The organism is Streptomyces sp. NPDC002701 (assembly GCF_042889045.1).
Classification (GTDB): Bacteria; Actinomycetota; Actinomycetes; order Streptomycetales; family Streptomycetaceae; genus Streptomyces.
Window position 1 is genome coordinate 404,971 of the sequence record NZ_JBIAQL010000005.1, and the last position, 19,119, is coordinate 424,089.

Sequence of the window (19,119 nt, forward strand, 5' to 3'; positions counted from 1 at the left end):
TGGTTGGGTGGGTGCGGGTGCGTTGTGGCTGGTCGCGCAGTTCCCCGCGCCCCTACGGCCCTTCGGGCCTCGGGCCCCCGGACGCCCCACCGCCCGGCAATGCACATGCGGGCTAAGGCAGGTGTAGGGGGACGCCCAGGGCTGTTGGGGTGAGGAGTTGGGTTTGTTCTGGGGTGAAGCCTTTGGGTGTGCCCCGTAGCACCAGGAACGCGCCGCGGCGCTTTTCGTAGAGCGGTGCGAAGACGACGGCGTCGGCGTGGGCGTCGCCGTCCACGTCCAGCAGCGGGGGCCGGTGGTCGAAGGCGTTCCAGCGGTGCGGGTTGGGGGTGCCGGGCAGTCCGTCGGTCTCGGCGTCGACGGTCTGCTCGCCGTCCGCGGACGGTACGCCCCCGGATCCGCCGCGCAGCAGCGTGACCCTGCCGTCGTGGCGCCGGAAGCCCGGGGTGTTGACGACGACGTCCGGCCTCCCGTCGCCGTCGACGTCGCCGACGGCGGGCGAACTGCCGAAGTCGGTCCGCCGCTTCGCGCCGTCCGCGCCCTCGATCACCGACTTCTCGCGCCCGCCGCCCAGGCCCGACTCGGCGCCGTACAGCACGGTGAGCGCGCCGCCCGCGGCCGGCATGTCCGCGGGGGCCACCTCGAGCTGGGTGGGCAGCAGCAGGTCGTCGATGCCGTCGCCGTCCGCGTCGCCCGCGGCGGGGGTGCGGGGGCCGTCGGAGGTGCCCACGGCCTCGCTGATGGCGGGCTCGCGGGCGGGCTCGCGCACGAGTCCGTCCGGGCCGCCCTCGTAGTGGGCGACCAGGTGCGCGTCCTCGGGCGCGCTCTCGTCCTCCTCCGCGTCGAAGGCGTACGTGAGGACGACCTCCGCCTTCCCGTCGGCGTCGAAGTCGCCCGTGGTGGCCGAGACGGGCGACGCGTACCCCTGCTGCCCGAGCTCCAGCGCGATCTGCCGCTCAGGGGTGCCCGCACGGTCGAAGGGGCCGAGAAGGAGCACCCCGCCGGAGCCGCCCCGGCCGCCGTCGAGCAGGTCGGTGGCGCCGTCGCCGTCGAAGTCGGCGGCGGCCAGGGGGCGGAAGCCGGCGGGCAGGGCGAGTTCGGTCGCGGCGGCCAGGCCGCGGGCGCCGCCGAAGAGCGCGAGGGCCCCCGGCCGCGTGTCGCCCTCGCCGCGGCCGGCGACCAGGTCGGTGAAGCCGTCGCCGTCGAGGTCGGTGCGGAGCACGGAGGTGAAGGACAGCCCCTTCCCGCCCGGTGCGGTCCGCTGCGCCGAGGCGGGGTCGAGGCCGCCGGCGGAGCCGTAGACCACGACCAGCTTCTCCGCGGCCCGCGATCCGTCCTTGGACCGCGAGGTGACGACGGTCGCGAAGTCGTCGTGGCCGTCGCCGTTGAAGTCACCGGGACGGGGGTCCTCGGACGGTTTTCCGGCACTCGGCCTTCCGGCGCTTGGGTTTCCGGTGCTCGGCGTCTTCCGCCCGGCGGTGGTACTGCCTTCACCGTTGCATCCCGCGAGCAGACAGCCGCCGGTGAGCAGCGCCACGGCGACCGGCAGGAGGCGCCGGGACCCGGACGGGAAGCGCATCAGCCCTCCGCGCCGAGGAACCCGGACGTGGAGAAGGTGAGTGCGGGCTCCCGCGCGAGCAGGCCCTTCTTCGCGCCCGGGTACACGGCGACCGTGTCCTTCGTGTCCCCGCGGTAGGCGCGCACCACGAGGTCCGCCCGTGCGTCGCCGTCGAAGTCGGCCACCGCCAGGACCCGGGTGGTCCCGGGGGCGGGCGGCTGCACGGTCACCATCCCGGTCGCGGACACCCCGCCGGAACCGCTCCTGAGGATCCTGAGCTGCGAACCGCTGGAGACGAGTTCGCCCGTCCCGTCGCCGTCGAAGTCCCCGGCGTCCAGGACCGTACCGGCGACGGCGAGTTCACCGCGCTGGGTGCCCGGCACCTCGTAGCGCAGGGCCGTGGCGCGCATCGTGCCGATCGCCGCGTCGAGCCCCTTGCCCCTGCCGAACTGGCCGAAGGCGACGTCGACACCCTTCGGGAGGGCGATCGCGTCACCGGCGGGGCCGGTCGGTCCGCCCAGCACGAGGGAGGACTCGGAGGCACCGGCTCCCTCGGCCGTACGTACGAGCAGGTCGTCGTAGCCGTCGCCGTCGATGTCCACGGCCGGCGAGGTCGGGACGTTGCCCGGCGAGGCGAGCGGTGCGCCGGCCGCCTTCGGGGCCCCCTTGCGGGTGAAGGGCCCGCGCAAGTAGCTGAGTTGGCCGTCGGAGGCGTGCACGACGAGATCGTCGGTCTCGTCGCCGTTGAAGTCGCCGCACACCGGCTGGTCCGGCCAGTCGTTGCCGAAACGCGCCTGCGCGGGAATGGTCAGCTTGACCGCCTTGCCGGACAGGCCACGGGACGAGCCGAAGAGGATCTGCAGCGGCACCGGCGGCCGGCCCTGCCCGTCGTACGGCGGATCGGTCGAGACGACGAGGTCGGTGAAGCCGTCCTCGTCCAGGTCGCAGCTCGCCTCCGCGTCGAAGACGGCGGGCAGCTGGCCCTCGGTGGCGGCGGCGTGCTGGGCGGTGCTCAGCAACTGCCGGGCGCCCGGGGTGAGTCCACGGCCCGACCCGTACACGATCCCGATGCCGGCGTCGTCCCCGTGGGTGTCGCGCTTCACGAGGTCGTTGAGTACGAGGTCGCGGTGGCCGTCGCCGTTGAAGTCGCTGTCGACCTCGCTGCCCCTGCCCAGTGGTACGGGGACCCGGGCGGGGGCCTTGGCGACCGTGACGGGCTCGCGTCCGGCGGAGTCGGCGCCGTCCCCGTCGCCGCCCGGCCCGCCGCAGCCGGCGAGGAGCAGGGCGCAGCCCGCCACGGCACTCGCCACCCGAATCCCGCGCTTTTCCATGGTCACGTCAACCCCGACCGCATCGTGAGACAACAACCTGCTCATGATGCGGTGGCGAGTGGTCATAAGTCATCAGAGGTGTCCGTCTTGCGTACGAGATCGGACGACGACGGGTGAGGGCGGGGGAAACGGGATCGGGTGGTAGTGGGGGGAAAAGGCCGTACCGGGCGCCGGGCGGGGCCGGCGGACGTGGCATGGCGTGCGTTACGACCTGCTGCCGTTCGAGCGGGTGAAGAGCTCGATCTCGGCGATGGACACCTGCTTCTTGGCGTCGGCGGCGTAGGCGGAGCGCAGGGTGAACCGCACCGCGACGACCGCGCCCACCCGGAACTTGCGGCGCTGGCCGCCGGCGCTCCGGTCGAGGTTGATGATCCGGGTGCTCTTCTTTCCGTCGGCCGTGGTGATCTGCGCCTCGATGCGGTTCGGCAGGGCCGACTCCTGGAGGTGCTCCACCTTGGCCGAGACGCCGGAGGTGATGACCACGTCCAGCAGCCGGGTCGGGTTGTCGAAGCGGGCCTCGACCCACTCGCCCTCACCGGACTGCGAGACGCCGGGCCCCCACCAGGTGTTGCTCAGGCCGTCGAAGGCGAGCTGCGGGCTGTGACCGGGGTACGAGCGGGACGCCCTGACGCTGTCCGGGCCGACCGGGGCGCGCTTGGCGAAGTGGTCGCGGGTCGCGTCGACCCCGTCGCCGATGTTGACGACGAGGGTGATGATCAGGCCGAGTACGAGGGCGCCGACGACCCAGTTCATGAGGCGTCCGAAGCCGCGGCGCAGCCGGGGGCGGTCGCCCGCCCACGGGGTCTCCGCGGTGCGGAAGTCGAGCAGTCGGCGCCACCAGGTCCGCCGCTCCGGCGGACGCGGGCCGCCCGCCATCGGCATGGCGCAGCGGCCGCAGAAGTGCCGGTCGGGCCGGTTGGGGGTGCCGCACCAGGGGCACGGCGGGCCGTTCTCCGGACCCGACTCGGGGCCCGGGGCGCGGACCTGGGGGCGGTTCGCGACCGGGCGGCCCGGGAGCACGGGAGCCACGGCGGGCGCGACGGCGGCCCGGGGTTCGGGGTCGTTCACGGGGATGAGCAGGGACCTGGCCCGCTCGTCGGCGGAGGCCGAGGCAGGGGTCGCGGGGTGGTGCGGGCCGCCGGGGTGGCCGAGGGCCACCCTCGGCTCGGTGTCGGCGTCGGGCGGGAAGTCGTCGTCCCCGGCCGCGGTGCGGGGGGAGAGGGCGGAGAAGACGTCCGCGCCCGGACCGGCGGGGGCAGCCCCGGCGGCGGCACCGGCCGTGCCCGCGGCAGGCGCCCCTGCTCCGGGCGTCCCTGCTCCGGACGTCCCCGCTCCGGACGCCGCCGACGACGGTGCCGCGGACGGTGACGGTGAGGGGGACGGTGACAGCGGGGTGCTGCCGAAGCCAGCGGGCTCGGGATACGCCAGAGGTGCCGCGGCCTGCGCCGGGGCGGCCTCCGGTTGCCGGGTCCCGCCGGAACCCTGCGCGGAACCGGCTCCGGCAGCGGAACCGGCACCGCTGGCGGCACCCGTACCCGCACCCGTACCCGCACCCGCGTCCGTGTCGGCGTGCGGCCGGGAAGCGGGGTCCTGCTCGGGCCGGCCCCCGCCCACCGGGCCGCCGGTACCGCCGGTGTGACCGTCGCGCCGGTGGGGCTCGTCCCCGGCGGGGCGCCCCCCGGCCGGGGCGCCGGTCGCGGCGCGGGCGGCGGCGGGAGCGTCCTGGCCCGTGCGGGCCGTACCCGTACCTCCCGCGTTTCCGCTCGCCGCCGCGGGTACGGGGGCCGCGGCGGACCGGTCCGGGCTCCCGGCCCAGCCGAGTACCGCCCCGCAGGAGTCGCAGAAGGACTGGCCGGGCTCCGCGCGGGTGCCGCACTCGACACAGCTGCGCGCCGGCTCCCGTCCCGTGCCGGAGGTCTGGCTGGTCATCTCTCGGGAATCCTTTCGGCGGCGGTCACCTGGACCGTGTAGGGCATGTGGGCGGGGCGGGCGGCCGCCACGAGGCTGTCGAGGCGGTGTTCGTCCGCCGGGGTCGGGTCGGGCAGCCGCAGGGAGACGTGCAGGCGGGGGCGGCGGTCACCGGGAACCGGGCCGAGCGGCCGGGCGTCCCAGGAGGCGCCGCCGCTCTCGGTGATCTCCGGGGCCACGCCGAAGACGAGGCGCACCGCTTCGGACAGGCCGCGGCTGGTGCCCCGTACCCGGTGCAGGAAGGCGGCGGCGGCGACGGCGGCGCGCAGCCGGTCCTCGGGCTCGCTCCCGTCGGTCTCCGCGCCGACCCAGCCGGCCAGCCACCGGGTGAAGTCCACCGGTGCCAGGGACGGCGTGAAGTAGGAGTCCAGGTTGTCGAGGACGGCCAGGATCGGCGCGAGCACCTCGTCGAGCCCGCCGACGAACCGCTGGGCCAGCTCGTCGTCGGCGAACACGGCGGGCAGCGTCATCCCGATGGGCGAGGAGGACCCCAGCCCGTCGATGGATCCCCTCACCGGCGGTCCCCTCCGGCATGCGTCCGGTCGGTCACGGGCGGTCTCCGATCACTCGGACGCGGTGGTCGAAGGAGAAGACCAGGGACGGGGGGTCGAGGTCGATGCGGTCGGTCGCGTCGCCGCGCTTGCCGTTCAGGGGGTCGGCCGGGTGGAGCTGGACCTCGTCGACCAGTTCGACGCCGGGGACGCGCTGGAGGACGGCGAAGACCTCGCCGGACTGCACGGGGCGGCCGAAGGGCCAGCCGCGGCCGTCGGCGCCGCCGGTCAGCGGGTCGAGGTGCCGGTACAGGGCGTCGTGCGCCTGGCGGCGCACCCGGTCCGTGTCGGTGCCGCGGAACGCGTGCACCGTGGCGACCACCGTGACGCCCTGGTAGAAGGGCGGGCCGACCGCCAGCCGGGTGCCGATCAGGCGCCGTTCGTCGAGGTGGCGGGTGATGCGGCGCAACAGGTCGTCACCGGGCACCAGTTGCTCGAAGCGCAGCCGGCCACCGGGGTCCGCCACGGCCTGCGGCACCACCAGCACCCGTACCGCGTACGCCCCGTGCTCGCCCTCGTCGCCCTCCAGGCAGGTGATCCGGGCCGTCTCGGGGGCGGCCCGGCGGGCCAGCTCCTCGTAGTCGCGCAGGGTCACCGCCCGCTCCTGGGCGCGCAGGGTGATCGGCGCCCGGGTCTTCGCCTCCTCCACCGTCTCGCCGTCGACGCCGCCGCGCGCCGCCTCCCGGTTGACGACCTCGGAGACGTACGGGACGGACGTGCGCAGCACCTTGACGGCGCCGCGCGCCACGTTGCCGGCCCGGCCGCCGCCGGTGCGGTAGCGCAGCGCGCGGATGACGGCACCCTTGGGCGCCACCGACCCGTACTGGCGCAGGGTGCCGTCGGGTTCCCGTACCGCCGGGCCGAAGGCGATGTCACCGGTCGCGGCGTCGAGGGTGATGTGCCGGTCGTACGGCGTGGACGCGGCGAACGACGGAACGACCTCCCAGTCCAGCCAGCCCTCGTGCTCGGCGGTCTGCAGCAGCACCGGCGGGGTGTCGCCGACCACGGGCGCGTGGGCGAGGCGCAGCCGCTGTCCGGGCAGGCCGGTGGACTCGCCGAGCGCCTCGTCGTACACGGTCTCGGCGTGCACGGCCGAGGTCGTGCCGCCGAGCGTGAACGCCTCCACGGACCGCACGGTCGGCGAGGTCGTGTAGAAGGGCTGGCCGGGCAGCGGCTCGGTGACCCGGCAGCGCAGCCAGCCGGCCTCCTGCCCGCCGGTGCGGGACAGCGTGTGCGCGCCGGGCACGTGCAGGACGACCTCGCCCGGCCGGTTCAGACCGCCCGTGCCGTCCCGGTCGACCTCGCAGGCGACCCAGCCGTCCTCGGTCCACGCCTCCCACAGCAGCGGGGGCTGCCGCGGGTCCACGCCGACACCGTCGACGCGGCTGTCCAGCTCCAGCGCGACCGCGCAGTGCGGTACGGCGGCGCTCAGCCCGAGCAGCATGCAGTCCCCGGGCCGCGGGGACTCGGTGAAGCACAGCAGGTCCTTGCCCTCGGCGAGGTCGGCGGTCCTGTCGGTGCCGGGCTCGCCGGTGTGCTGCACCACGAGGTGACGCAACTCGCAGGACACGATCGTCAGTTCGCGCTCGGTGGCGAAGACCGCGGCCTCCTCGCTCTCCGTGCGCGTGGTGGCGACCTCGGTGCCCACCGGCAGCAGCACCGGCTCGTCCTGCGGCGCCGACAGCCAGAACGTGACGTCCGTACGGGCGGCGGAGGGCGGGAAGAGGGTGATGCCCACCAGGTCCAGGAACGCCAGGTGGTTCTTCTCCGGCACCCGGTTGAGCCGGTAGACGATCTGGTCGGCCATGTGGGCGACCGTCTCCACGAGGGTGACACCGGGGTCGGAGACGTTGTGGTCGGTCCACTCCGGGGCGCGCTGCTGGATGTAGCGCTTGGCGTCGTCGACGAACTGCTGGAAGCGGCGGTCGTCGAGGTTCGGGGAGGGCAGGGCCATCAGCGGTCGCTTTCAGGGGAGTCGCCCGGGCCGACGGCGTCGGGCTCCTCGTGGGAGGGGATGACGTAGAACGGGAACACGAGGCTGCGCGGGTTGTTGGTGCCGCGGATCGAGTAGCGGACGTCGATGAAGAGCACGCCCTGCTCGGTCTCGGCGCCCGCGGTCACCTCGACGTCGCTGACCTCGATGCGCGGCTCCCAGCGGTCGAGGCTCGTGTACACCTCGTGCTGGATACGGCCCGCGGTGGCCTCGTTGACCGGGGCGAACACCAGGTCGTGGATGGCGCAGCCGAACTCGGGGCGCATCGGCCGCTCGCCCGGCGCGGTGGCCAGGACGAGCCGGATGGCCTCCTCGATCTCGCGTTCCCCGCTGACCAGGGCGATGCCCCCGGTGGGGCCGATGCGCAGCGGGAACGCCCAGCCGGATCCGACGAACTGCTCCGCCATCAGGGGGCCACCCGCCTTCTCGTCGTCGTCACGGTCGTGCTTCTCACGGGCCTGCTTCGCACGGGCCTGCTTCTCAAGGTCACGGTCACAGTCGCGGTCACGGGATCGGGTACGGCTTCTTGTTGACCGTCACCAGGCCCATGAGGTCGATGTTGACGGCCCGCATACCGATCTGGCCGATGGTGTTGAACTGCATGGTGCCGCCGGCGCTCATCATCGCGGTGCCGACCGCCTTGAGGTTCAGGGCGCCCATCGCGTCCACGGTCACCGCGCCGCCGAGCGACTTGAGGTTGACGATCCCGCGGCCCTGGAGGGTGAGCGGCCCGCCGCTCTTGATGCTGATGCTGCGCCGGGCGCTCAGCGAGAGGTCGGTGCCCGCCTCGATCGACACCGAGGTACCGCCCGTGATGCTGACGGCGCCCTTGCTGTCCACGGTGATCTCGGTCTTGGTGCGGTCCAGGTTGATGATCAGCCTGTCGTTGCCGCTGGCCACCCGGACGCCCTGCTTGCGGCCGCCGGTCTGCTGGCTGAGCAGGTCCACCCGGTTGCCGTCCCGGTCGGACAGGGTGTGCCGCATCGCCCTCTTCTTGACCGGGTCGTGCAGCTGTACGTCCTTGACGACCGTCGGCTTGTCGATGCCGTTGTAGAGGCCGCCGATGACGAAGGGGTGGTCGAGGGCGCCCCGGTCGAAGGCGACCAGCACCTCGTCGCCGACGTCCAGCGGGAAGATCCCGCCGCCCGCCTTGCCGCCGAGCTGCACGGTCCGCGTCCAGTCGCTGACGTACGCGTCGTCCAGCCACGGGAACTGCAGCTTCACCCGGCCCTGCCTGAGCGGGTCCTGTACGTCGGTGACCAGCGCGTTGGCCACGCTCGGCAGCCGGGGCGCCGCGGCGCCGCCGCCGGACGTCAGGCCGAACAGCGAGCGCCACTGCCGGCCGCTCACGGTCACCAGGGTCTCGTAGTGACTGCCGGCGCCGAAGGTGTGCCGTACGGAGGTGACCGTGTACTTGCCCTCGAAGGGGACGCCCACGTCGGTGAGCGCGATGGCCACCCCGGGGCGCAGCACGGGATTGCCGTGCACCGTGACCTCCAGCTCGGCGAACGAGGAGGTGATGTCCTCCGCGAGGGAGGCGGCGGCGAACTTGACCTCGGGCCTGCGGTCGTACGGGATGTCGGTCTCGACCAGCTTGGCGGCCTTGAAGGCGTTGGCGGCCTTCTGCGGCGTGGTCCCGATGGCGAAGGCGGTGTTGGTGCCGGCCTTGGTGAGTTCGACGATCTTCTTCTTGGTCGGGATGTCCCAGCCGCGCGCCTCGACCTTGTCCACCTGGTCGGCGGCGCTGACGGCGGCCCGGCAGCGCAGTACGTCGACACGGCCCCGCAGCACGCGGGGGTTCGGGTCGTCGGGAGAGCTCACCGGGGGTGCCGTGGACGCCGGGTCCGGCTTGGCGAACTCGAACTTCCCCTTGGCGTCCAGGGACATCACCATCTTGTTCTCGTCGGCGAGCCGCGCGAGGAAGTCCCAGTCCGTCACGTTGGACTGGCTGATGAACTCGTAGGGCGCCCCGGTGGCCTGGATCCTCCCGATGGCGACACCGTTCATCCCGGCCAGCTTGCGGGCGAGGTCGGCGGCGGTCTGGTTGCGGTACGCGGCCACCCTGCGCACCCGCATCAGCCGGTGGCCCGGGTCGTACCCGCGGACGACGGTGAACGTGCCGGTGCCGTCGTAGTCGGTCTCCATGCCGGTGACCTCGCCGGTCAGCAGCGGGGTCCCCGCGCCCTTGCCGTCGGAGACGGGGGCGATGACCACCTTGGAGCCGAACCTGATGTTCAGCTTGCCGAGCAGTTCCCGGTCCGGGTCCCGGAAGGTGAGCCGGAACTCGCCGGGCACCCCGGCCCCGAGGTCGACCCAGCCGCCGACGAGCAGGTTGATGTAGTCGGCGGGGATCTTCTTGCCGTCGATGGTGACGTGGATGATGTTGGAGTAGGACGGTTTCGCCATCAGAGACGCACCTCCTCGACGGCGGGGAGGACGAGCTCGATGCCGGTGGGCAGGCGTGAGGGGTCGTCGATGCCGTTGGTCTCGGCGATGGCGCGCCACGCGGCCGCGTTGCCGTACTCGCGCCAGGCCAGCGACTGCAGGGAGTCGCCCGCGACGACCCGGTGCACCCGCTGCGCGGTGAGCGCGCCCGAGGTCGGGTTCTGGCCCTTCGTCTTGCTGGGGATCTCGTGCAGCGACACCTGGCAGGTGGCCCGGATCGGCACACCGGTCGTGCCGAACAGCGAGTAGGTGACGTCCACGGAACTCACGTACGAGGTGAAGCGGGCCGTGGAGAACGACCCCCACTGGAACACCACCCACGGCGGCGAGGGCTGCTTGGCGGCGATGCTCTTGGCCGTCACCTCGCAGCAGTCCAGCAGGGACTCCACGTTCTTCAGCACCACGTTGCTGGTCGGCTTGGTCGACGAGTCCAGGAAGATCTCGACCGTCATCTCGCGCGGCTCGGGCCCCATGAACTCCGGGACCGTGCCGTCGCGCACGGCCGCCGCCGGTGTGGACTTCCACTGGGCACGCCGGGACAGCTGCAACTGCGCCGGGTTGAAGTCGAAGTTGAACGTCTTGATGAGCCCGCCCGGGGTGGTGCTGGAGCCGACGGGCGGCTCGTGGATGGCGAGCGTGGCGCGCACGAGGCTCTTGCCCGCGCCGCCCTTGCTTCCCTTGGCCATGTGGTGTCCGCCCCTCAGTCCGTGAACCCGTGGTGGGTGATCTCCAGGACCTCGGTGGCCACGCTCGGGTTGGCCGGGTCCAGGGAGGGGCCCTGCCAGCTCACCGGCAGCACGTCGATCAGCCCCCAGTGGGCCACCTCCGAGCCGTCCGCGCGCAGCGCGGCGATCTGCGCGGTCGGCCGCTTGATGCCCGTGGCCACGGAGGAGATCCAGGCCGCGACCTTCGTGGTGTCGGGGGTCAGCGGCCGGGTCAGCCGGATGTTGGAGTGGGTGACGCGCGACGGGAGCTGCCAGACGAAGCCGTTGTTGCCGCCCTCCTGGCGCTGCTCGATCTCCACCGCGGACGAGAGTCCTTCGCACCCGTTGAAGTACCCGAGGCTCTCGCCGTCGATGGTCAGGGTGAAGAAGATGGTGGAGCCCGGGTCGAGATCGCGGGGCATCGGAGGCGGCCTTTCTGCGGACGTCGGTCGTGCGGGGTGGTGCGGGGTGGTTCCGGGTCGTGCGGGGTGGTGCCGGGTGGTGCCGCTTGCGGCGGCCGGTCAGCGGCGCGGGTCGCGGAGCTTGCCGATCCGCTCCCGGTCGAGCCGCAGCTCGGTACGGATCAGCCGGGTGATCCGGCCGATCAGCCGGTGCGTGAGCTCGTCGAGCTGGAAGTCGGTCAGGGAACGGGGGTCGAACTGCCCCTTGGCGACCGCGGTGTACTCGGGCGGCGGCCCGCCGGGGTCGTAGGGCGGTGGCGCGTCATGGGCGGAGCCCGATCCGGACGAGCCGTGCGACGCGCTGTGCGAGACGGCACGTGACGAGGTGCCGTGCGCCGAGACGGCGGAGACGGCCGCGGTGGTCCTCGCGGGGGACGGCGACGGCGGTGCGCCCGTCGTCCGCTGTACGGGGACGGGCGGTGCCGGACCGGGAGTCGGGGCCGGTGCCGGGGTGGGGGTCGGCGCGGCCACGGAGTGGCGCTGGACGACCGGCAGCGCGGGCACGGTCCGTGGCCGGGACAGTGGTTGCGGGGCCGTCCTGGCGGCTCCGGCGGACGGGGCGGTGCCGGGACCGGCGGCGGTTGCCGTGGCCGCGGTGGCGGCCGCGAGGAGCGGCACGGCCCGGCCGGCGGGGGCGTTCGGAGTGACGGCACGCTGTACCGCCGGTCCGCTGCCGCCGCGCGGGGGCGCCGGGCGGCGCAGCGGGACGGCCGCCGGGGGTGCCGGGCGCCCGGCGGCGGAGGGCGCCGTCGGCGTCAGGACCGGGGCGAGGGCGCGGGTGGAGGCCAGTCCCCGTACGGGAGCGGGGGGTGCGACCGGGGTCGCCGCCGCCGGGGCGGGTGTGTTCGTGACCGCGCGTTGCACCGCGGGTGCGCGCCCGCCGCTCACCGCCCTGGCGCCCCGCACGGCGAGGGTGTGGGTGGCCGGGGGCGACAGGGGTACGGCCGGCGGACGGTGGGTCTGCGTCGCCGCGGTCGGGGTCGGGAGCGGTCCGGGAGCCGGGGACACGGGAGCGGAGGTGCTCGCGGCGGGCTCACGGTCCGGTGCCTTCGCCGGGTGTGCCGTCGTCGCACGCTGGACGGGGGGCGGCCCGGCGGACCTCGAACCGCCGGAAGCGGTACGCCCGGAGAGCGGGCGCGCGTCCGCCGGAGGGGCCGCGAGGGGAGCGCCGAGCAGCGGGCGCTGCCGCGGCGCGGGTGCCGTGGCGCGCTGGACGGGAGCGGGTGCCGCCGCCGGAGGCACGGCCCCCGGCGCATTCGTGGCCGCGGGCGGCGCGGCGGGTGCGGACGGGGGCGAAGGGGTGGCCGGGGTGGAGGGGAGGGGGGCTGCCGGACCCGGACGGGCGGCCGTGGAGCCGCCGGTGGGGGACGGGTCCCCCGGGGTCGGCGCACCGAGACCCATCCGCCGCGGCGCGGTCGCGGCGGAGGCGCTGCGCTGCACCGGGTACGAGGCCGCGGCGGGCGGGGTGCCGGTCCCGGAGGGCGTGGCCGGAGTCGCCGGGTGGTGGGCGGGGCCGTTCACCGAGCCGGAAGGGTTGGAGGGGCCGGTCGTCGGAGCCACGGGGGTGCCCGTGGGTGTCGTACGCCCGTCGGATCCGGCTGTCGCGCGCTGCACGACGGCCGCGGTGGGGGCCGTTCCGGCGGCCCGGGCGGGCGTGCCCGCGGCACCGCCGGAGCGAGGCGTCGTGCCGCGCGGGCCGTCCGCCGTCCCGGCAGGGGCAGGGGCCGCTGCCGTACGGCTCGGAGCGGCCGGTGCCCGTGGGACGCCGGCCGACGGCGCACTGTCGGTACCGGCCGCCGTCGCGGCGCGCGCGGGGGTCGCTCCGCGGGAGTCGGCCGCTGCCCGCTGGACGTCGACGGGCGCCGCGCCGGCAGGGCCGACAGCCGTTCGGTGGGCGCGGGTCACGGAGGCACTGCCGCCGCGGTCGGTCGTCGGGGGGCGGACCGGTCCGGATGCCGGGGCCGAGGTGGGCGTGGGTGTCACGCCACCGGAACTGGCCCCGGCCCGCTGGACGTTGACGGCTGTCCCGCTGGAGCCGGTCACCGTGTCACCGGTCGCCGTCTTGGCGGAGCTGGTGGTGGCCGAGGCGGAGGGCGGGTTCGCGGCGGGCGTGGCCGCCGAGCCACCGGAGCTGGCCACCGCGCGCTGGACGTTGACGGCCGCGGGCCCGCCGGAGGGGGGCGCCGTGCTGCCGGGCCCGGCCTCCGTACCCGCGGAGCCGGTCGAGGTCGAGGGCGGGGTCGTGGTGGGTGTGGCCGCTGAGCTGCCGGAACTGGCCTCTGCCCGCTGGACGTTGGCGGCTGCGGGTCCGCCGGAGGGGGGCGCCGTGCTGCCGGGTCCGGCCTCCGTACCCGCGGTACCGGGTGAGGTCGAGGGCGGGGTCGTGGTGGGCGTGGCTGCCGAGCTGCCGGACCTGGCTGTCGCCCGCTGGACGTTGGCGGCTGCGGGCCTGCCGGAGGGGGGCGCCGTGCTGCCGGGCCCGGTCCCCGTACCCGTGGAGCCGGTCGTGGTCGTGGTGGGCGGTGCCGCCGTGCCACCCGAACTGGCTGCCGCCCGCTGGACGTTGGCGGGGGCCGCCCCGCCGGAGTGGCTCACCGTGGTGCCGGGACCGACCCCCGTACCGTCGGCCCCGGCACCACGGCTGCCGGTCCCGGGTGCCGTACCGCCACCCGACGCGGGCCCGACCGGCCCGGCCGGAGCGGGTCCGCCCGGTCCGCCCGGGCCGTTCGGTGCCGAGCCGCCGGAGCCGGCCGACGCCGCGACCGGACCGTTCGCCGGGGCTCGCTGGACCTCGACCCCCGCCGGACCAGGGCCCGACGCAGGCAGTCGTGCTGACGTCGGACGTGCCGCCGGCGCCGCGGAGCGCGACGGACCCGGGCTGGACGCCGGGGGACTTGCCGCCGCGGGGCCGGCGGCGGCGCGCCCGGACCCCGCGGAGTGTGACGCGGCGCGGCCCGGCGCCCCGGAGCCCGACGCCACCGAGGTACCGGCCGCCGCAGGGCCCGACACGGCAGGACCTGAGGCTGTAGGACGTACGGCCGTAGGACCTGCGGGGGCAGGACCCGGCAGGGCGCGCCCCGGTCCTCCGGGGCTCGACGGCGGCGTGGGGCCCGGTGACACGTGCCCCGGCGTCGGCGCGGAGCCGGAGGTGCCAGGGCTGGACGCGGCAGGAACGGATGCGGCGGGGCCGGACGCCCCGGTGGCGTCCGGAGCCGTACCGGCGCCCGGCGCCTCGCGTCGGGCCACCGGCAGAGCCCGCTGTACCGCGGCGGGCGTGGCGGTCGCCCTGGTCAGCGGGCTCTGCCGATGGGGTCTTGGGGGTACGGGCGTCACCCGGGGGCCCCTCGGCCGGGACGCCGTGACCGCCCGGGACGCGCGCTGGACGGGCAGCGCGTTCTGCGCGCCCTGCGCGCTGGACGCGCCCTGTGCGTCACCGGGCACGCCGCCCGGAGCGGGCTCGGGACGGTCGGGGGCCGCCACCGGCAGCGTGCGCGACGGCGGTTCGAGTCCGGGGACCGGCCCGGCGGACGTGGTCAGCGCGTTCCTGATCAGTCCGCCCGGTGCGCCGTCGAGGACCGCGTGGGACAGGGTTCCGTTGAAGGAGGGGTTCTGCCAGGTGCTCAGCCGCCCGCCGAAGCCGGAGTCCGCGACACCGGTCCGCCCCACGGCGGCCCGCTGGATCGGCGGCAGCCCCGCCCAGCCGACCACAGCGGCCGTACCGGTACCCGTACCCGTGTGCGCTCCCGCAGGAGTCGCAGGAGCGGCGGCCGGAGCCGGACCGCCGTCCCCGGCAGCCGGGCCGGGAGCGGCGGCGGCGGTCGGCGTCGCCGCCGTTCCGCCCCGCAGCCGGTCGAAGAACCCCACCGATCAGCCCTCCGCCCCGCCCCGGGTCACCAGGGACGCGATCTGTTCCGTGTAGCGGCGGCGGTCCTGGTGTTCGAGGTCCAGGATCGTCTCCAGGCTCCAGTGGAAGTGGTAGGCGACGTACGCGATCTCCTCGTGCAGCCGGTCGGTCGCGTACGTCACGATTCCCCCAGGCGGCTCCCGCCGAGTTCGACCTCGAAGGGCTCCGAGCAGTGCGGGCACTGGACGGCGGCCCGGGTGTGGCCCTCGGCGTTGACCTGCCGGTAGAAGTCCTGGAGGAACGCGAGGTCGGAGGCGAACATGTTCTCCACCACCCCGTCGTGCACCATCGCCAGTGTGCCGAGGCGGGTGATGACCCGGCCCAGCAGGACCACCGACAGATAGGCGGGGTTCTCCTGGACACGGACGTCCCGCAGCGGGATCAGCTCGTCCCGGGCGGTGGCCAGACGCATCACGCCGTCCCGGTGCACCGTGCCCGAGTCGTCGACGTAGCCGCGCGGGAGCTCGAAGGGGAACTCCGTGCGCAGCGGCTGGGCCACCGGCGCGGGGGCCGGGGCGGCGGCGGGCGCCGGAGCGGCATGCTGCTCCGGCACCGCCACCGGTTCCGGCGCCGGTGCGTCCACGACCGGGTGCGCGCCCGCCCTGGCAGCCGTACGGCGCATTACTCGATGACCAGTTCTTCGAAGACGATGGTCACGGTCTCGGTGAGCGCGGACGCCTCGCCGGCCTTCAGGGCACTGGCGTCGATCTTGCTGCACCAGGCGTTGCGCATGTTGTACCGCTTCACCGGGTTGTTCTGGTAATCCATCATGATGATGGAGGCGTTCTTGCGGGCCGTGCTCATCTGACCGGCGATCGAGTCGTTGATCCACGTCGTGAACGCCGGTGACTGGGTCATGCCGCGCACCACCGTGCACTGCCCGTCCTTCTGCACGCCGGGCATGAGACTGACCTCGGGCCTGCCCTGCGCCGAGTTCGACAGGTGCTTGATGACGTCCTGTTCGATGCTGAGGCCGTTGACCTCGGCGAGGTACTCGACCATCACGCCGTCGATCTGGAGACCGAAATTATGTGAAGTGAGAGCGTCACCCGGGCTGAGACTCATCTGTTCTCTGTCCTTCTGAGGGTTCTTGTCGGTGCTGTACGAGTGGGCGTACGGAGCGGCACGAGCGGACTACGGGGGCAGGCGGTGCCTACTCCTCCAGTTCTCCGCTGCCGCTGGAGAACTGGGCCAGCCGGAAGATCACGAACTCGGCGGGCTTGACGGGGGCGATGCCGATCTCGCAGATCACGCGCCCGAGGTCGACCGACTCCGGGGTGTTGGTCTCCTCGTCGCACTTGACGTAGAACGCCTCCTCGGGCCGCTGGCCGAAGAGCGCGCCGCTGCGCCACTCGTTGACCAGGAACGCCGAGACGTTGCGCCGGATCCGCGCCCACAGGTTGTGGTCGTTCGGCTCGAACACCACCCACTGGGTGCCGAGCAGGATCGACTCCTCCAGGTAGTTGAAGTACCGGCGGACGTTCAGGTAGCGCCAGGCCGGGTCGGAGGACATGGTGCGCGCGCCCCAGACGCGGATGCCGCGGCCCGGGAAGGCGCGGATGCAGTTGACGCCGATGGGGTTGAGCAGGTCCTGCTCACCGCGGGTGATCTGGAGCTCCAGGTCCACCGCGCCGCGTACGACCTCGTTGGCGGGCGCCTTGTGCACGCCGCGCTCGAAGTCGTTGCGGGCCCAGATGCCGGCGACGTGGCCGCTCGGCGGGGTCAGCCGGGACTGGCCGGACGCCGGGTCGAAGACCTTGATCCAGGGGTAGTACAGGGCCGCGTACTTGGAGTCGTAGCCCGCGGTCTCCTGTCGCCAGACGCGGATCTCCCGGGCGTTGAGGCTCGGCGGCGGGTCGATGACGGCGACGCGGTCGCCCATCAGCTCGCAGTGCGCGATCAGACCGAGCTGGACCGCCTTCACGGCCTCCAGGTCGATCGCGCCGCGCTGGTAGGCGGCCATCAGGTCGGGGACGGCGACCATGGAGATCTCGTCCACGGCCTCCAGGCCGCCGAAGCCGGTGCGGTCGGCGGAGTCGCCGAGGTACTGGGCCGGGCCGGGGTGCGCGTCGTCCGAGCCGGCCGGCACGGCGGGCGCGGCGGACGCCGCGGGGGCGGCCAGGGTGACGGTCTGGTTCTCCGGCCGCGCCAGCTGCGCGGTGGGCGCCGCCTCCTGCACGGTGATGAGCTTGGAGCGCTCCTTCACCTGCGTGACGACGTAGTTGCGGCCGCCCTTCTTGGCGGTCACGTCGAAGGTCTCGACCGGCTTCTCGCCGTCCTTGACGATCAGCTTGAAACGCTCGGCGGGACCCTCGCCCTCGGGGTCGGCGACCTCGACGCTGAGCGAGCCGCCCGCGACGGCGGTCACGCTGAAGGTGCCGAGCTGCTTCGGCTCGCCCGCCGGGAGCGCGGCCGGGGCCGCGGAGCCGGTGACGGCGGCCGGGGAGCCGTTCGACGACGCGCCCTCGGGGCTGCCGCCGACCCGTACGACGTAGGCCGCGCTGCCACCGTTGTTGAAGAACCCGTACACGGAGTGCGCGAGGTAGAAGCCGTCGGTGAAGGCTCCGAAGGCCGCGACGTACTGGGACCAGTTGGTCACCAGGGTCGGCTGGTTCAGCGGGCCGGTCGGGGCGAGCCCGACGAACGCCGCAACCGACGTGCCCACTCCCTCGATGGGACGCGAGCCGCTGGCCACCTCCTCGACGTATACGCCGGGTGACAGGTAGGACGGCATGCTCTGCTCTCCTCGGGATACGAGACAGGTCTCTCGTACGACCCTCACGCGCGAAGCGCGTCCGTTGAAACGTCCTGCGGTACCTGATCGGGGGCACAGTCCCTGCCCACAAGGGCAGTCCGTCGCGTCCCGGTGCCCCCGGGTCCCGCCGGTCTGCCCGTGGGACTGCCCCCACCGCTCCCCCGCCGCCCGGCCCCGTCGGGTAAGGCTGGGCGGTCAGCGGTAGATGGGGAACGCATGCGCGCGCAGGAAGCCCGGGCCGACCGGGCCGGTGGTGATGGTCGGGCACGGGTCCGCCCGGCGACGGAACGCGGTACCACCGCCGACCGGCTCCTGGCGCTCCAGAGGGCGGCCGGCAACGCGGCGGTGACCCGGGCCGTGCAGGGGGAGCAGCACCGGCACAGTTCCGCCGGGCCGGTGGTCCAGCGTGCCGTGTGGACGTTCAACGGCAGCACCAGGACGCACAACGTCGTGGGGCAGGACTCCGGCCTGTGGTACGACGACACCGGCCGGACCCGGACCTCGGCCGACCTGCGGGTCGACCCCGCGTCCGTGCACCACGGCGACAAGTACGACGACGTCACCCGGCAACTGCACAGCAGCGGGAGCGTCGCCTTCTCCCGACGGGGGACCATTCCCGACGCCGCCTATCCCGGACGCGAGACCAGGACCCGCAAGGCCGTGGTCGAGGCCCAGCAGAAGATGGCGGCCGCACTGGCCCTGCTGGACTCGGCGGGCGCCAGCCCGAACGGTCCGCTGCTGCGGGCGCTGAAGTCGGCTTTCCCAGTGTTCCAGACGGCGACTTCCCAGCAGATCGGCCAGTTCCTGCCGCGGATCGGCAAGGTGCTGCGCCGTGTCCAGGCGGGCCTGAACTCGCAGGGCGCGCAGATCGCCCTGGTCGGGCAGACCTCGCCGCTCGACCTGGGGGCGAGGGGAGCGGGCGACGCCGGGGTGGCCGGCTGGGTCGGCCCCAGCGGCCAGGACCTGCTGGCCCGGCTGAACCCGAACCACATGAAGAGCGAGGACCTTCCCCCCATGGACTCGGGGCGCTCCGGCCCGATCAATCTGCGGGAGGAGGGCGAGGTGGCCTGGTACGTCATCCACGAGGCCACGCACCGGTTCGCCGGCACGCTCGACTACCAGTACAGCTCGTACGAGCACGAGCTGCACGAGGACACCGCGCAGGGAGCCCTGGCGGCGGTCCTGGACCCGGCCGACGCGGCCGGGCAGGAGGCCGAGATGCTCGGCAGGCGCGTCGCCCGCGACCCGGACACCTACACGGGCCGGAACGAGACGGCGCGTCCGCAGCGGCAGCAGAACTGGTACGCGATGGGCCGGCGCGCGCTCATGAACGCCGACTCCTACGCGCACTTCGTCATGACGGCGACCGGATCGCCGGTCCCGAGGAGCTGACGGCCACGGCGCTGGGCCGTTCGGGCAGCGCAGCCTGCACCTGGGCCTGCTGCCGCGGGA

The 19,119-nt window shown here is 74.3% G+C and carries 16 protein-coding genes; 2 read left to right on the forward strand and 14 right to left on the reverse strand.

Annotated elements, in window-relative coordinates; genetic code table 11:
- Nucleotides 1-112: 112 nt before the first annotated feature.
- From ACFYXC_RS17570 to ACFYXC_RS17615, 10 genes are all read right to left on the reverse strand, one after another.
- A complete protein-coding gene (locus tag ACFYXC_RS17570) occupies nt 113-1,576 on the reverse strand; it encodes an FG-GAP and VCBS repeat-containing protein (RefSeq protein ID WP_389552345.1) in 1,464 nt (487 codons plus the stop codon).
- A complete protein-coding gene (locus ACFYXC_RS17575; protein WP_389552348.1) occupies nt 1,576-2,886 on the reverse strand; it encodes an FG-GAP repeat domain-containing protein in 1,311 nt (436 codons plus the stop codon). The genes ACFYXC_RS17570 and ACFYXC_RS17575 overlap by 1 nt, the downstream gene beginning before the upstream one ends.
- Nucleotides 2,887-3,090: 204 nt before the next feature.
- The gene (locus ACFYXC_RS17580) at nt 3,091-4,815 is read right to left on the reverse strand and encodes a zinc ribbon domain-containing protein (protein WP_389552350.1); all 1,725 of its coding nucleotides are present in this window, start codon (nt 4,813-4,815) and stop codon (nt 3,091-3,093) included.
- Complete coding sequence (locus ACFYXC_RS17585; protein WP_388917822.1) at nt 4,812-5,369, reverse strand: phage tail protein; 558 nt, start codon at nt 5,367-5,369, stop codon at nt 4,812-4,814. The genes ACFYXC_RS17580 and ACFYXC_RS17585 overlap by 4 nt, the downstream gene beginning before the upstream one ends.
- Nucleotides 5,370-5,400: 31 nt before the next feature.
- Complete coding sequence (locus ACFYXC_RS17590) at nt 5,401-7,359, reverse strand: putative baseplate assembly protein (protein ID WP_389552355.1); 1,959 nt, start codon at nt 7,357-7,359, stop codon at nt 5,401-5,403.
- On the reverse strand, nt 7,359-7,805 hold the full coding sequence (locus ACFYXC_RS17595; protein WP_388917827.1) for a GPW/gp25 family protein: 447 nt from the start codon (nt 7,803-7,805) through the stop codon (nt 7,359-7,361). The genes ACFYXC_RS17590 and ACFYXC_RS17595 overlap by 1 nt, the downstream gene beginning before the upstream one ends.
- Before the next feature lie 97 nt (nt 7,806-7,902).
- Complete coding sequence (locus tag ACFYXC_RS17600) at nt 7,903-9,804, reverse strand: VgrG-related protein (RefSeq protein ID WP_388917830.1); 1,902 nt, start codon at nt 9,802-9,804, stop codon at nt 7,903-7,905.
- Complete coding sequence (locus tag ACFYXC_RS17605; protein WP_388917833.1) at nt 9,804-10,529, reverse strand: peptidase M23; 726 nt, start codon at nt 10,527-10,529, stop codon at nt 9,804-9,806. Before ACFYXC_RS17605 ends, ACFYXC_RS17600 begins: the two co-directional genes overlap by 1 nt.
- A 14-nt stretch (nt 10,530-10,543) precedes the next feature.
- Nucleotides 10,544-10,969 carry a phage tail protein gene (locus ACFYXC_RS17610; protein ID WP_388917836.1) on the reverse strand — a complete coding sequence of 142 codons (426 nt, stop codon included), beginning with the start codon at nt 10,967-10,969 and terminating at the stop codon, nt 10,544-10,546.
- A 99-nt stretch (nt 10,970-11,068) separates the two neighbouring features.
- Nucleotides 11,069-12,568 carry a hypothetical protein gene (locus tag ACFYXC_RS17615; protein WP_389552360.1) on the reverse strand — a complete coding sequence of 500 codons (1,500 nt, stop codon included), beginning with the start codon at nt 12,566-12,568 and terminating at the stop codon, nt 11,069-11,071.
- A 412-nt stretch (nt 12,569-12,980) separates the two neighbouring features.
- Between ACFYXC_RS17615 and ACFYXC_RS17620 the strand changes: the two genes are divergently transcribed.
- Nucleotides 12,981-14,927 (forward strand): hypothetical protein, encoded by a 1,947-nt coding sequence (locus ACFYXC_RS17620; protein ID WP_389552362.1) that lies wholly within the window; start codon nt 12,981-12,983, stop codon nt 14,925-14,927.
- On the opposite strand, the gene ACFYXC_RS17625 is transcribed toward ACFYXC_RS17620, so the two are convergent.
- The 4 genes from ACFYXC_RS17625 to ACFYXC_RS17640 form a co-directional block, all read right to left on the reverse strand.
- Nucleotides 14,876-15,034: a DUF6760 family protein gene (locus tag ACFYXC_RS17625; protein ID WP_188114298.1), complete on the reverse strand. Its 159-nt coding sequence runs from the start codon at nt 15,032-15,034 to the stop codon at nt 14,876-14,878. The two genes, ACFYXC_RS17620 and ACFYXC_RS17625, sit on opposite strands and share 52 nt — an antisense overlap.
- Entirely contained in the window at nt 15,031-15,534 is a 504-nt protein-coding gene (locus tag ACFYXC_RS17630) for a hypothetical protein (protein ID WP_389552366.1), read from the reverse strand. Before ACFYXC_RS17630 ends, ACFYXC_RS17625 begins: the two co-directional genes overlap by 4 nt.
- Nucleotides 15,534-15,977 (reverse strand): phage tail protein, encoded by a 444-nt coding sequence (locus tag ACFYXC_RS17635; protein ID WP_143640089.1) that lies wholly within the window; start codon nt 15,975-15,977, stop codon nt 15,534-15,536. Before ACFYXC_RS17635 ends, ACFYXC_RS17630 begins: the two co-directional genes overlap by 1 nt.
- Nucleotides 15,978-16,065: 88 nt before the next feature.
- Nucleotides 16,066-17,646 carry a phage tail sheath subtilisin-like domain-containing protein gene (locus ACFYXC_RS17640; RefSeq protein WP_388917847.1) on the reverse strand — a complete coding sequence of 527 codons (1,581 nt, stop codon included), beginning with the start codon at nt 17,644-17,646 and terminating at the stop codon, nt 16,066-16,068.
- A 237-nt stretch (nt 17,647-17,883) separates the two neighbouring features.
- On the opposite strand from ACFYXC_RS17640, the gene ACFYXC_RS17645 reads away from it, so the two are divergent.
- Complete coding sequence (locus ACFYXC_RS17645; RefSeq protein ID WP_389552370.1) at nt 17,884-19,059, forward strand: hypothetical protein; 1,176 nt, start codon at nt 17,884-17,886, stop codon at nt 19,057-19,059.
- Nucleotides 19,060-19,119: the final 60 nt, after the last annotated feature.

Bases quoted from the DNA above. Each gene is read 5' to 3' on its own strand.
- ACFYXC_RS17645 (WP_389552370.1), top strand. From the start codon at position 17,884: ATGCGCGCGCAGGAAGCCCGGGCCGACCGGGCCGGTGGTGATGGTCGG.
- ACFYXC_RS17595 (WP_388917827.1), bottom strand. From the start codon at position 7,805: ATGGCGGAGCAGTTCGTCGGATCCGGCTGGGCGTTCCCGCTGCGCATC.
- ACFYXC_RS17630 (WP_389552366.1), bottom strand. From the start codon at position 15,534: ATGCGCCGTACGGCTGCCAGGGCGGGCGCGCACCCGGTCGTGGACGCA.
- ACFYXC_RS17600 (WP_388917830.1), bottom strand. From the start codon at position 9,804: ATGGCGAAACCGTCCTACTCCAACATCATCCACGTCACCATCGACGGC.
- ACFYXC_RS17605 (WP_388917833.1), bottom strand. From the start codon at position 10,529: ATGGCCAAGGGAAGCAAGGGCGGCGCGGGCAAGAGCCTCGTGCGCGCC.
- ACFYXC_RS17590 (WP_389552355.1), bottom strand. From the start codon at position 7,359: ATGGCCCTGCCCTCCCCGAACCTCGACGACCGCCGCTTCCAGCAGTTC.
- ACFYXC_RS17640 (WP_388917847.1), bottom strand. From the start codon at position 17,646: ATGCCGTCCTACCTGTCACCCGGCGTATACGTCGAGGAGGTGGCCAGC.
- ACFYXC_RS17635 (WP_143640089.1), bottom strand. From the start codon at position 15,977: ATGAGTCTCAGCCCGGGTGACGCTCTCACTTCACATAATTTCGGTCTC.
- ACFYXC_RS17575 (WP_389552348.1), bottom strand. From the start codon at position 2,886: ATGGAAAAGCGCGGGATTCGGGTGGCGAGTGCCGTGGCGGGCTGCGCC.
- ACFYXC_RS17610 (WP_388917836.1), bottom strand. From the start codon at position 10,969: ATGCCCCGCGATCTCGACCCGGGCTCCACCATCTTCTTCACCCTGACC.
- ACFYXC_RS17580 (WP_389552350.1), bottom strand. From the start codon at position 4,815: ATGACCAGCCAGACCTCCGGCACGGGACGGGAGCCGGCGCGCAGCTGT.
- ACFYXC_RS17570 (WP_389552345.1), bottom strand. From the start codon at position 1,576: ATGCGCTTCCCGTCCGGGTCCCGGCGCCTCCTGCCGGTCGCCGTGGCG.